Origin of the sequence: Halomonas sp. CKK8 (genome assembly GCF_029625235.1) — a bacterium.
Taxonomy (GTDB): Bacteria; Pseudomonadota; Gammaproteobacteria; order Pseudomonadales; family Halomonadaceae; genus Halomonas; species Halomonas ventosae.
Genome location: NZ_CP121193.1, coordinates 413,938 through 426,370, shown reverse-complemented (window position 1 = coordinate 426,370; position 12,433 = coordinate 413,938). Strand labels below are relative to the sequence as shown.

The 12,433-nt window shown below is 71.1% G+C and carries 14 protein-coding genes; 8 read left to right on the top strand and 6 right to left on the bottom strand.

The window, feature by feature from the left end:
• The first annotated feature begins 113 nt into the window (after positions 1–113).
• Positions 114–734, top strand: a complete 621-nt coding sequence (locus P8934_RS02055; RefSeq protein ID WP_278032693.1) for a hypothetical protein — start codon at positions 114–116, stop codon at positions 732–734.
• Positions 735–834: 100 nt separating this feature from the next.
• On the opposite strand, the gene P8934_RS02050 is transcribed toward P8934_RS02055, so the two are convergent.
• On the bottom strand, positions 835–1,701 hold the full coding sequence (locus tag P8934_RS02050; RefSeq protein WP_278032692.1) for an ATP-binding protein: 867 nt from the start codon (positions 1,699–1,701) through the stop codon (positions 835–837).
• Between the two features lie 118 nt (positions 1,702–1,819).
• Here P8934_RS02050 and P8934_RS02045 point away from each other — a divergent pair, with 118 nt between their 5' ends.
• Positions 1,820–2,623 carry a M48 family metallopeptidase gene (locus P8934_RS02045; protein WP_278032691.1) on the top strand — a complete coding sequence of 268 codons (804 nt, stop codon included), beginning with the start codon at positions 1,820–1,822 and terminating at the stop codon, positions 2,621–2,623.
• Positions 2,624–2,640: 17 nt separating this feature from the next.
• On the top strand, positions 2,641–2,901 hold the full coding sequence (locus P8934_RS02040) for a hypothetical protein (protein ID WP_133637000.1): 261 nt from the start codon (positions 2,641–2,643) through the stop codon (positions 2,899–2,901).
• Between the two features lie 10 nt (positions 2,902–2,911).
• Here P8934_RS02040 and aroE read toward each other — a convergent pair whose 3' ends face one another.
• From aroE to P8934_RS02015, 5 genes are read right to left on the bottom strand one after another with little or no spacing between them, the layout of a single operon-like run.
• The gene (gene aroE / locus P8934_RS02035) at positions 2,912–3,733 is read right to left on the bottom strand and encodes a shikimate dehydrogenase (protein WP_278032690.1); all 822 of its coding nucleotides are present in this window, start codon (positions 3,731–3,733) and stop codon (positions 2,912–2,914) included.
• Entirely contained in the window at positions 3,730–4,662 is a 933-nt protein-coding gene (hemF, locus tag P8934_RS02030) for an oxygen-dependent coproporphyrinogen oxidase (protein WP_278032689.1), read from the bottom strand. The genes aroE and hemF overlap by 4 nt, the downstream gene beginning before the upstream one ends.
• Before the next feature lie 46 nt (positions 4,663–4,708).
• On the bottom strand, positions 4,709–5,266 hold the full coding sequence (locus P8934_RS02025; protein WP_278032688.1) for an L-threonylcarbamoyladenylate synthase: 558 nt from the start codon (positions 5,264–5,266) through the stop codon (positions 4,709–4,711).
• 57 nt (positions 5,267–5,323) lie between these two features.
• A complete protein-coding gene (gene dprA, locus P8934_RS02020) occupies positions 5,324–6,421 on the bottom strand; it encodes a DNA-processing protein DprA (protein ID WP_278032687.1) in 1,098 nt (365 codons plus the stop codon).
• Positions 6,422–6,435: 14 nt separating this feature from the next.
• Entirely contained in the window at positions 6,436–7,545 is a 1,110-nt protein-coding gene (locus tag P8934_RS02015) for a LysM domain-containing protein (RefSeq protein ID WP_278032686.1), read from the bottom strand.
• A gap of 170 nt (positions 7,546–7,715) precedes the next feature.
• On the opposite strand from P8934_RS02015, the gene def reads away from it, so the two are divergent.
• The 5 genes from def (at position 7,716) to trkA (ending at position 12,415) form a co-directional block, all read left to right on the top strand.
• Positions 7,716–8,228 (top strand): peptide deformylase, encoded by a 513-nt coding sequence (gene def / locus P8934_RS02010; protein WP_133637010.1) that lies wholly within the window; start codon positions 7,716–7,718, stop codon positions 8,226–8,228.
• Positions 8,229–8,340: 112 nt separating this feature from the next.
• Positions 8,341–9,330 (top strand): methionyl-tRNA formyltransferase, encoded by a 990-nt coding sequence (gene fmt / locus P8934_RS02005; protein WP_278032685.1) that lies wholly within the window; start codon positions 8,341–8,343, stop codon positions 9,328–9,330.
• On the top strand, positions 9,327–10,679 hold the full coding sequence (gene rsmB / locus P8934_RS02000) for a 16S rRNA (cytosine(967)-C(5))-methyltransferase RsmB (RefSeq protein ID WP_278032684.1): 1,353 nt from the start codon (positions 9,327–9,329) through the stop codon (positions 10,677–10,679). Before fmt ends, rsmB begins: the two co-directional genes overlap by 4 nt.
• A gap of 35 nt (positions 10,680–10,714) precedes the next feature.
• A complete protein-coding gene (locus P8934_RS01995) occupies positions 10,715–10,921 on the top strand; it encodes a dodecin (protein WP_278032683.1) in 207 nt (68 codons plus the stop codon).
• Positions 10,922–11,041: 120 nt separating this feature from the next.
• On the top strand, positions 11,042–12,415 hold the full coding sequence (gene trkA, locus P8934_RS01990) for a Trk system potassium transporter TrkA (protein ID WP_133637018.1): 1,374 nt from the start codon (positions 11,042–11,044) through the stop codon (positions 12,413–12,415).
• Positions 12,416–12,433 lie beyond the last annotated feature (18 nt).

Below are 12,433 nucleotides of genomic sequence, written 5' to 3'. Positions count from 1 at the left end.
CTTCTGCCGCGGGCCGGTAGGGGCCCCGACGGCTTGACGTGGAGCGCCGCTGGCCCTGAAATACGCGCTTCGCTGCGATGCAGCATCGCTACCCTCCCGGAGGTTTCCACACCATGCTCTTCCGCCGCCTGACGCGCCGCTGGCGCCTGCTCGCCCCCTTCTGCCTGGCTGCCCTGCTCGGCGGCTGCCTGGCGATTCCCCAGACCGGCCTCTTCGCCTTCCGCCTGGCCGTGACCTCGCTGGGGGTGGAGGAGGTGCGCATCGGCCCCTATGCCGTGGATGCCCGCCTCGACACCAGCGACCTCATGTCCCTGGCGATGTCGAGCCTCGGCGCCGGCAGCCTGCCCCTGCAGGCGACCCTGGCCATGGGCCTGGGGTTGCCCACCGGGATGCCCCCCGTGGAGATGGCCGGCTTCCGCTGGACCCTGGACATGCCCGGCGTGGAGCCGGTCAGTGGCGACTACGAGCAGGACGTGACCCTGACCTCGGGCGACGATGCCCGGCTGCGCCTGCCGGTAGCCTTCGACCTGCTGGGCGGGGGCCGCGAGCAGCTGGCTCCCATGGTGGAGCTTGCCAGCCAGCTGGCCCGCCAGGGCGAGCTGCCCGCCGGCAGCGAACTGGCGATCACCCCCGGGGACCTGCGCGGCCTGGGCATGACCCTGCCCGCCGGCCTGCTCACCCCCACCATCCGCCTGGGCGTAGGCGAGGACGGCAGCCTGATTCCAAAGGGTTAGTCGCCAGAGCACAAGCGGGGCCCCGGGGACAGGTCGTAGGGAAGTGGTAGGGCCAGCCGCCGGATCAGCCCCGCTGCCGGGATCTTGCTGAAGTTTTCTCCTACTTACCGTGCAGGCGCCGGCGGCCCACCCACTGGGTGGCGAACTGCCAGGCGCCGCGGCCGCTGCGTCCGCCGCGCAGGGTGGCGAAGCGGATCGCCTCGGCGCGGGCCTCGGCGTTCCAGTCCTCGCGGTGCCCCAGCTGGGTGACCCAGTGACAGCACGCCTCCAGGTAGACGTCCTGGTTGAAGGGGTGGAAGCCCAGCCACAGGCCGAAGCGGTCGGAGAGCGAGATCTTCTCCTCCGCGGCATCGCCGTGGTGGAGCTCGTCGCCCACCAGTCGCGAGCCCTCGTTGTCGCTCATCGACTCCGGCAGCAGGTGGCGGCGGTTGGAGGTGGCATAGAGCAGCACGTTGGGCGGCGGTCCGGTCAGGGCCCCGTCCAGCACGCTCTTCAGTGCCTTGTAGGCATCGTCGTGGCCCTCGAAGGAGAGGTCGTCGCAGTAGACGACGAAGCGCTGGCGCTGGTGGCGCAGCTGCTCCACCAGCATCGGCAGCGCCGAGAGGTCATGGCGGTCCACCTGCACCAGGCGCAGCCCCTCACCGGACAGGCTGTTGAGCAGGGCACGGATCAGCGACGACTTGCCGCTGCCTCGCGAGCCCCACAGCAGGGCGTGGTTGGCAGGATGGCCCTGCAGGAAGGCGCGGGTGTTGTCGACCAGCGCCAGCTTCTGGCGCTCGATGCCCAGCAGGTCGTCGAGTGCCAGGGCGTCGCGGGGCGGCACCGGCAGCAGCCGGCCCCCCAGGGCATGGCGCTGCCAGAGGGCGGCGACATCCCGCTCCCAGTCCACCTCCAGCGGGGCTGGCGGCAGCCAGTGTTCGACGTGATCCAGCAGCTTGAGCAAACGACGCGACAGCTCGGCGTCCATGGGCTTCCTCCGGGTGTGCATGTTTCGCGGTTGACCTCACCGGCGTTCGGGGTATCTTGTGGCGAACCTCGACGCCCCGTCCAGAGTCTCAGTGATCTGGAACCGACAGGAGCTCTCCATGCGCTGGACCCGTTTGCTTGCCGTAGGCGCCCTGAGCGTCAGCCTCGCCGCCTGCACCACCTCGCCCACCGGACGCTCGCAGCTGACCCTGATGTCCGACGAGCAGCTTGACCAGATGGGGGCCCAGGCCTTCGCCCAGTATCAGCAGGAGCTGCCGACGGTCGGCGGTGCGCCGCTGCGCTACGTGCAGTGCGTGACCGAGGCCGTGGTTCGTGCCCTGCCCGAGCGGGAGCGCAACCAGAACTGGCAGGTCAAGGTCTTTGAGTCCGAGGACGCCAACGCCTTCGCCCTCCCCGGCGGCTATGTGGGCATCAACACCGGCCTGCTCCAGGTCGCCCGGAACCAGGACCAGCTCGCCGCGGTGATCGGCCACGAGATCGCCCATGTGCTGGCCCGCCATGCCAACGAGCGCGCCTCCACCCAGACCGCCACCCAGCTCGGCCTCTCGGTGATCTCCTCCGCCTCCGGCATGCAGGGCGCCGGGGGCGAGACCATGATGGCGGCGCTGGGCATGGGGGCCCAGTACGGCATCCTGCTGCCCTTCTCGCGGCGCCACGAGAGCGAGGCCGACACCCTGGGCCTGACCCTGATGGCCGACGCCGGCTTTGACCCGCGGGCCAGCATCGCGCTGTGGAACAACATGGGGGCCGCCGGGGGCGGTGCCCGGCCACCGGCCTGGATGTCCACCCACCCCAGCCACGGCCAGCGCATCGGCGGCCTGGAGGCGGCCATGGGCGAGGCCATGGCCCGCTACGAGCGGGCGCGCAACGCCGGCCGCACGCCCAACTGCCCGCGCCCCTGACGGAAGACTCGACACCTATGCTGAAGCTCGGATTGCTGCTGCTGGTGGCGCCCATCCTGGTGTTGATGGGCGCCTACTTCATGGAACTGGGCGACGTGCGCGACTGCCTGCTCGTCCAGGAGGGACACTGGGACTACCGGTCGGGCGTCTGCCGCGACACCGCCCAGCCCTTCGTGCCCTGGATCGACCGCCATCCCTGGCTGGTCAACGGCGGCATGCTGACCTCGGTGGCCGGTGTGGCGCTGTGCATGGTGGGGCTCTACGTCAAGAGACGCTGAAGGCTCCACGTCAAGAGAGGCTGAGCGACTGCCTTAGGCTCTCCAGCACCGGGGCGGTATCGGGGCGACTGCCGCGCCACTGGAAGAAGGACTCCGCCGCCTGCTCCACCAGCATGCCCAGGCCATCCACAGTGCGGGCGCCCCGCTCGGCGGCCCAGTGCAGGAAGACCGTGGGCCCTGCGCCGTACATCATGTCGTGGGCGGTGGCGTCCGGCGCGAAAAGGTCGTCAGGCAGCGGCGGCAGGTCACCCGCCAGGCTCGCGCTGGTACCGTTGACCACCAGGTCATAGGGCCCTTCCACCACCTCGAAGCCGCCACCGGCGATCTCGCCCAGGTCGCGAAAGTCAGCGGCCAGGGCCTCGGCCTTCGCCGCCGTGCGATTGGCCACGAAGAGGCTCGCCGGCCCCTCGGCCAGCAGCGGCTCCAGCACGCCGCGCACCGCGCCACCGGCGCCCAGCACCAGGATCCGTGCCCCGGCCAGCGCCACGCCATGGCGCTCGAGGTCGCGCACCAGGCCGACCCCGTCGGTGGTATCGCCGTATGTCAGGCCGTTGCCCCCCAGGATCAGGGTGTTGACCGCCCCGGACCGGCGGGCGCGTTCGCTGAGGGTATCGCAGAGGCGGAAGGCCGCCTCCTTGAAGGGCACGGTGACGTTGGCCCCGCGGCCGCCCTCGGCCACGAAGCGCCGCCAGGCACCGGCGAAGTCATCCAGCGGTGCCTCGATCGCGACGTACTCGATGTCATCACCGGTCTGGTCGGCGAAAGCGGCGTGGATGGCCGGCGACTTCGAGTGGCCGACCGGGTGGCCGAAGACGCAGTAGCGATCGGTCATGCTTCGTTCTCCTCGTGCGGCTCGCCGAGCCAGTCGCGGGGCCGCAGGTAGTCGCGGTAGAGGGCCTCCTCGGGGCTGCCCGGCTCGGGGTGCCAGTCATACTCCCAGCGCGCCAGGGGCGGCAGCGACATCAGGATCGATTCGGTGCGCCCGCCGCTCTGCAACCCGAACAGGGTGCCGCGGTCCCACACCAGGTTGAACTCCACGTAGCGCCCGCGGCGATAGAGCTGGAAGTCGCGCTCCCGCTCGCCGAAGGGCGTGTCGCGACGGCGACGCACGATGGGCAGGTAGGCATCGAGGAAGGCGTCGCCCACGGCGCGCTGGAAGGCGAAGCACTGCGCGAAGCCGCCCTCGTTGAGGTCGTCGAAGAAGAGCCCGCCGACGCCGCGAGTCTCGTCGCGATGCTTCAGGTAGAAGTAGTCATCGCACCAGGCCTTGTAGCGGGGGTAGACCTCCTCGCCAAAGGGGGCGCAGGCATCGCGCGCCACCCGGTGCCAGTGCACCACGTCCTCATGCACCGGGTAGTAGGGGGTCAGGTCGAAGCCGCCGCCGAACCACCAGACGGGGGCTTCCCCCGCCTTCTCGGCGATGATGAAGCGCACGTTGCCATGGCTGGTGGGCACATGGGGGTTCTCCGGGTGCAGCACCCAGGAGACCCCCACCGCATGGAAGCTGCGCCCGACGAGCTCCGGCCGTGCCGCAGTGGCCGAGGGCGGCAGGCGCTCGCCGAACACGTGGGAGAAGTTCACGCCGCCCTTCTCGAAGAGCCGGCCGTGCTCGATCACCCGTGAGCGGCCGCCACCACCCTCGGGCCGGTCCCAGGCATCCTCGCGGAAGCGGCCGCCATCCTCGGCGGCCAGGCCCGCACAGAGGCGCTCCTGGAGGTCGAGCAGGTAGGTCTTGACGTCATCGAGATTGGCGTGGGCCAACGGGGCCTCCTGGGCTGGAAGAGGATGGGCGGGAACAGGGAGCGCGTCAGGAACGCAGCACCCGGCCGGTGACCAGGTCGCGGATGGTACTGGGGCGCGCGAGGCCGCCCAGCGGGCCGTCCAGGACGGCATCGAGCTCATCGCCGAAGACGGCCCTGACCTGCTGGGCACTCATCGCCGGCGGCTCGCCGGCCCGGTTGGCGGACGTCGAGACCACCGGCCCGCCGAAGGCCTCGCACAGCGCCACGACCAGCGGATGGTCACTGACCCGCAGCGCCACCCGCTCATGGTTGCCGCGCACCAGGGGGCGGGCGCGGCCGTTGTCCGGCACCAGCCAGGTCGCGGGCCCCGGCCAGCTCGACGCCAGCGTCGCCCGTTGCTCCTCCGACACGCCCTCGAGCCAGGGGGCGGCCTGGTCGATACTCGCCGCCACCAGGATCACGCCCTTGGCCGGGTCGCGCGCCTTGAGGCGCAGCAGGCGGTCCAGGGCCTGGTCGTCATCGGGGTCACACCCCAGCCCCCAGACGGCCTCGGTGGGGTAGGCGATCACGCCTCCGGCCCGCAGGGCCGCCACGGCCTGCTCAAGTTCTCTGGCCTCGATCATGGGTCTCCTCGCCTGAGCTCGACATGCCGGATGACCGGCGTCAGGGGGCATATCCTATCACGCCCCCGGCCGGGTCGGCAGGCGCACCCAGCCGCCGGCGGCCTGGGTCACGGCGCCCTCGAGCTCCAGTTCGAGCAGGCCGCGCTGGCAGTCGGCGACGCCCCGGCCGGTCAGGGCCACCAGGGCATCCACCGGCGTGGGCGTGTCGCTCAACCAGCGCAGCAGCGAATCCTCCCCCGCCTCGGCCGGCTCGGGCCCGGGGGTCGATATGGGCGCGGCGGCCGCGGCCCACTGGCTGAGCTCGGCGAGGATGTCATCCAGGTCGCGGACCAGCACGGCACCATCGCGGATGAGCTGCAGGCAGCCCCGGGCCATGGGGTTGTGGATCGAGCCGGGCAGGGCGAAGACCTCGCGATTCTGCTCGAGGGCCAGCCGGGCACTGACCAGCGAGCCGCTGCGCTCGGCGGCCTCCACCACCAGCACGCCCAGCGAGAGGCCGGTGACGATGCGGTTACGTCGCGGGAAGAAGCCGGCCCGTGCCGGGGTGCCCGGCGGATGCTCGGAGAGCAGCAGGCCGCCACCCTCCTGCAGGCGCCGGTGAAGGCGATGGTGGCGCGGCGGATAGATCACGTCCACCCCGCAACCGAGCACCGCCACGCTCGCGCCGCCGGCGTCGAGTGCCGCCTGCTGGGCGGCGGCATCGATGCCCAGTGCCATGCCGCTGACCACGCACCAGCCCCGTCCGGCCAGTTCCCGGGCGAAGCCGGCGGCATTGGTGAGCCCCTCGCGGGTCGGCCGCCGCGAGCCAACCATGGCCAGCCGCGGCGGGCCGAGGGCCCAGAGGTCGCCCAGCGCCCAGAGCACCGGCGGGGGGTCGGCAATCTGCCCGAGCAGCCTCGGCCAGGAAGGATGGTCGGGATGGAGCAGGTGCCGGCCGGGCTCGGCCGCGAGCCACGCCTCGTCGGCGGTGAGCGCGGCGGAGAGCGGACTGCGGGCAGGGTGGTCGAGCCACAGCCGCAGGGCCATGGCCGCCTCGCGCGGCAGCACCGCCAGCCAGCCGTCCGGCCAGTCGGGCCGCGCCGCCACCAGTGCGGCCAGGCGCGCGGCGCCCATGCCGGGCAGCCGGGCGAGGGCCAGCCATTCCCGCGCCTGCACCGTCGTGTCTCGCCCTAGCGCAGCGCCGTATCCAGCAGGCGCTGCGGGCTGTGGATGCGATCGCCCACGGAGAGGGTGCGACTGGCCTGCATCACCAGGCCGTAGCTCATCTTCTCGTAGGGCCGGAAGACCATCACCAGGCCGGCATCCTCGCCAGGGAGGCGCAGCGCCTCGCCGGTGCGCGGGTCACTGACCAGCTCGCCGCGCTGCTCGACCATCAGCACATGGCCTGCCTCCAGGCCGTCGCGCCGGCCGCGGTCCAGCGCCACCACCTGCAGGCGGCCGATGAAGCGCACGCCACCGGGGACCGCCAGGATGCGCCCCTCGACCTCCCGGTCAGGGGCGCGGGGCAGGAACTCGGTCACCAGCCGGCGATCCTCCAGCGGCAGCACGATATCGTCGTTGCGCACCTCCTGGCTGGAAGAGGTTACCTCCAGTACCGCGATGTCCTCCTCCTGGCGCAGGCGTCGCGCCTGGCCGACGCTCTCCAGCTCGAGGCCGAGCGGCTCGCCGCTGGCACTGTCGACGTAGCGCTCGCCCACGCGGTAGATGCCGAAGCGGCCGCCGCCCTCGACCCGGCCCCGGGCATAGAGGCGGTCGCCGCCACCGCTGACCAGGCGGCCATCGTCCCCGGCGACCACATAGGCCAGCTCGTCCAGCGCCTCGGGATCGTCGATGACGCGGTGGTCGCGCAGGAAGTGGCGCACGGCATCCAGGGGAATCGGCTCGATGGCCTCGCGGTGCGGGGTGGTGCGGACCTCCGGCGACAGCCTGACCATGCCCTGGCCACGCTCGAGGCCGAGACAGGGGCGCCCGTTGCAGTCATAGAGATAGACGACGTCGCCGGGATAGATCAGGTGCGGGTTCTCGATCTGCGGATTGACCTGCCACACCTCGGGCCACTGCCAGGGGTGCTGCAGGAAACGGCCGGAGATGTCCCACAGGGTGTCCCCCCTCACCACCGTATAGCGATCCGGTGCATCGCCTCTGAGACCATCCTCCCAGGAGAGTCCCTGGGCCTGGGCCAGCGTGGCGGCGAGGCCCAGGGCCCCACCCACCAGCAGGGTACCGAGCCCCCCCTTCAGCCGCTGGCGCCACCCCGCTGCGCATCCTGTCTGTCTCATCCCTGCTCTCCCCCGCGTTGCTGGCCTCACGCCTGGCGCCATGGAACGACGACGACGTGGTATAGTCAGATACTATCGATGTGATGCACGCTCGACGGTTTCGCCCCCGGGCGCGTACTTCTAGAATAGTGTCATCTTGTAAATGACAGCATAACGGTGATTCCAACGCCATGGCCAAATTACCTATCCTCGAATTTCCCGACGAGCGGCTGCGCACCATCGCGACGCCGGTCGAGACGGTAGACGACGAGGTGCGCCGGCTGGTCGACGACATGCTCGAGACCATGTACGACGCGCGCGGCATCGGACTGGCCGCTACCCAGGTGGACGTGCATCGCCGGGTCATCGTCATGGACGTCAGCGACGACCAGTCGCAGCCGCTGGTGCTGATCAACCCGGAATTCACGCCCATCGGCGACGAACGCGAGCCGATGCAGGAGGGCTGCCTGTCGATCCCGGAGTACTACGCCGAGGTCCCCCGCGCCCTGAAGGTACACCTCAAGGCGCTGGGTCGTGACGGCCAGCCCTACGAGATGGAGGCCGATGGCCTGCTCGCCCACTGTATCCAGCACGAGTACGATCACCTGGAGGGGGTGCTGTTCGTCGACTACCTCTCCGCGCTCAAGCGCGACCGGGTGATGAAGAAGATGCAGAAGCGCCACCGGCTGATGCAGCCCGCCTGACACCTGACGAACCGGACCTCCCGGAGAAGGCCGGCGCCGTTGCGTCGGCCTTCGTCGTTTCCGGCCAGCTCCGTTATCATGAGGGGCATCGCCCACTGGCAAGGCCCTGATCATGTCCCGACCCCTGCGCGTCATCTTCGCCGGCACCCCCGACTTCGCCGCCGAGAGCCTGGCGACGCTGCTGGCGAGCCGCCACGACGTCGTTGCCGTCTATACCCAGCCCGACCGCCCGGCCGGCCGCGGCCGCAGGCTGACCCCGAGCCCCGTGAAGGCCCTCGCGCAGGCGCATGGCCTGCCGGTCTTCCAGCCGTCGTCCCTGAAGACGCCCGAGGCACAGGCCGAACTGGCGGGCCTTGAGGCCGACATCATGGTGGTGGTGGCCTACGGTCTGATCCTGCCCCGGGCCGTGCTCGAGATCCCGCCGCTGGGCTGCCTCAACGTCCACGCCTCGCTGCTGCCGCGCTGGCGCGGGGCCGCCCCCATCCAGCGGGCCATCGAGGCCGGCGACCAGGAGAGCGGGGTGACCATCATGCAGATGGATGCGGGCCTCGACACCGGCGACATGCTGCTGGTCAGGCGCACCCCGATCACCGCCACCACCACCGGCGGCGAGCTACACGACACCCTGGCCGCGCTGGGCGGCCAGGCGCTCGTCGAGGCGCTGGATGCGCTGGCCGGTCCGGGACTCGACGCCACGCCCCAGCCCGAGGCGGGGGTCACCTATGCCGCCAAGCTCTCCAAGCCCGAGGCGGAGCTCGACTTCCGCCGCCCGGCCGTCGAGCTCGCCGCCCGGATTCGCGCCTTCAACCCCTGGCCGGTGGCCTGGTGCGCCCTGGGGGACGACCGGCTACGGCTGCTGATGGCGCGGGCCGCCTCTCCCGACCCGGGCGAGGCCCCGATGCCACCCGGCACCCTTCGCGACCACGGCCCCGATACCCTGCGCATCGCCTGCGGCGAGGCCGGCGACCAGCTGCTCGAGGTGACCCGCGCCCAGTTGCCCGGCGGCAAGCCCCTGGCGGTGAGCGAACTGCTCAAGGCCCGCGCCGAGCGCCTCGCGCCTGGTACCCGGCTGGGACACACCGATGAGGAGACCACCCCATGAGTCAGGCACCCCCTGCGCCCCGCGACCGGGAAGGCAGTCGCGACAACGGCCTGGCCGTGCGGGCCGCCGCCGCCCGCGCCCTGGCTCCGGTGATCACCGGCAAGGGCTCCCTCACCGGCCTCGATGACCATCAGGTGGTGGCCCGCGACCGCGCCCTGTTCAAGGCGCTCTGCTTCGGCACCTGCCGCACCCTGCCACGCCTCGAGGCGTTGGCCGGCAAGCTGCTGGCCAAGCCGTTCAAGGCCCGCGACGCCGACGTCCAGGCCCTGCTGCTGCTCGGCATCCACCAGCTGCTCTACCTGCGCATTCCGGCCCACGCCGCCGTGGGCGAGACCGCCGGCGCCGCGCGCCTGCTCGGCAAGGAGTGGGCCACCCGGGTACTCAACGGCTGCCTGCGTCGCCTGCAGCGCGAGAGCGCCGAGCTCCAGGCCGAGGTCGACCGCGACCCGGCCGTGGCGCTGCTGCATCCCCGCTGGTGGCTCAAGGCCCTGCGCCAGGCCTGGCCCGACGACTGGCGCGCCATCTGCGAGGCCAACAACACCCCGGGACCCATGACGCTGCGGATCAACCGCCGTCATGGCGACCGCGAGATGTACCTGGACCGCCTCGCCGCCGCCGGCATACAGGCTCGCCTCTGTGCGCATGCCCCGGACGGCCTGACCCTCGAGACACCCCGCGACGTCGAGACGCTGCCCGGCTTCACCGCGGGCCATGTCAGCGTCCAGGACGAGTCGGCCCAACTCGCCGCCGTGCTGCTCGGCCCGTCGCTGGCCCCGCGGCCCGGCGCCCGGGTGCTCGACGCCTGCTGCGCCCCAGGCGGCAAGACCGCCCACCTGCTGGAACTCTTCGACATCGACCTGCAGGCCGTCGACAGCGATGCCGCCCGCCTGGCCCGGGTCGAGGATACCCTGGCGCGCCTGGGGCTCGCCGCGACCCTGGCCGAGGGCGACGCTACCGCCCGCGACTGGTGGGACGGCACCCCCTTCGACGCCATCCTGCTCGATGCCCCCTGCTCCGGCAGCGGCGTGATCCGCCGCCACCCCGACATCAAGCGGCTTCGCCGCCCTTCGGACATCCCCAGGCTGGCCGAGCTCCAGGCCCGGCTGCTCGACAACCTCTGGCCGCTGCTGCGCCCCGGCGGCACCCTCCTCTACGCCACCTGCTCGGTGCTGCCCGAGGAGAACGCCGAGCAGATCGACGCCTTCCTGGCCCGCACCCCGGAGGCGGTGGCGACCACCCCGTCCGACATGGCCTGGGGCCGCGCCTCGGGTGCCGGGCGGCAATTGCTGCCAGAGCCCGACAGCCACGACGGCTTCTTCTATGCCAGACTGGAGAGGCACCCCGCCTGAGGGCGGGCAGTCCGTTCCCTGACACTGGAGGTCCCATGAGCCACCACACCTACAAGCACATCGAGCTGACGGGCTCCTCGGAGAAAAGCATCGAGGATGCCATCCAGAGTGCGCTGACCAAGGCGGCCGAGAGCCTGCATGGCATGCGCTGGTTCGAGGTCGTGGACACCCGCGGCCATATCGAGCAAGGGCGGGTCGCCCACTGGCAGGTCACCATCAAGGTCGGCTTCACCCTTGACTGAGCCACGACGCGACCTGTTCTTCTCACGGCGGCTGGTTTAGGCTTGCCTCGTCATGTTGCGGCGCACAAGGTGCGCCGCGCTCGGTACCCCTCGGCCTGACCGGAGCGAACGGCAACGACCATGAAGATCATCATCCTCGGCGCCGGCCAGGTCGGCGGCACCCTGGCCGAGCACCTGGCCCGGGAGGAGAACGACATCACGGTGGTGGACACCGACGGTGAGCGCCTGCGCGAGCTGCACACCCGCCTGGACATCCGCACGGTGTCCGGGGCCGGCTCCTACCCCATGGTGCTTCGCCAGGCGGGCTGCGAGGATGCCGACATGTTGATCGCGGTGACCAACTCCGACGAGGTCAACATGATCGCCTGCCAGGTGGCCCACACCCTGTTCCGCACGCCGACCAAGATCGCCCGGGTACGCGCCACCGCCTACCTGACCCGCAAGGGGCTGTTCGCCCACGAGGCGGTGCCCATCGACGTGCTGATCAGCCCCGAGCAGGTGGTCACCGATCATATCCGCCGGCTGATCGAGCATCCCGGCGCCCTGCAGGTGCTGGAATTCGCCGGCGGCCTGGTGCAGCTGGTGGCGGTGAAGGCCATCTACGGCGGGCCGCTGGTGGGCCAGGAGCTGGGCTTCCTGCGCCGCCACATGCCCAGCGTGGACACCCGGGTGGCGGCCATCTACCGCCAGAACCGGCCGATCATCCCCCGCGGCGACACCGTGATCGAGGCCGATGACGAGGTCTTCTTCATCGCCGCCCGCCGCGACATCCGCGCGGTGATGAGCGAGCTGCGCCGCCTCGACCGCGACTTCCGCCGGGTGATGATCGCCGGCGGCGGCAACATCGGCGAGCGCCTCGCCGAACACCTGGAGCACAGCCACCAGGTCAAGATCATCGAGCACAACCTCGAGCGCTGCACCCAGCTCTCCGAACGGCTCGACCGCACCGTGGTGCTGCACGGCAGCGCCACCGCCAAGCGGTTGCTGGAGGAGGAGAACATCGAGGACTGCGACATCTTCTGCGCGCTGACCAACGACGACGAGGTCAACATCATGTCGTCGATGCTGGCCAAGCGCATGGGCGCCAAGAAGGTGCTGACGCTGATCAACAACGCCGCCTATGTGGACCTGGTGCAGGGCGGCGAGATCGACATCGCCATCTCGCCCCAGCAGGCCACCATCGGCAGCCTGCTGACCCACGTGCGGCGCGGCGACATCGTCAACGTCCACTCGCTGCGCCGCGGCGCGGCCGAGGCCATCGAGGCCATCGCCCACGGCGACACCCAGTCATCCCGGGTGGTGGGACGCGCCATCGGCGAGATCGACCTGCCCCAGGGCACCACCATCGGCGCCGTGGTGCGTGGCAAGGAAGTGTTGATCGCCCATGACGACGTGGTGGTGGAATCCGGCGACCACGTCATCCTGTTCGTGATCGACAAGCGCCGGCTGCGCGACGTGGAGCGGCTCTTCCAGGTCGGGCTGACGTTCTTCTGATGGCAAGGTCCATCCCCC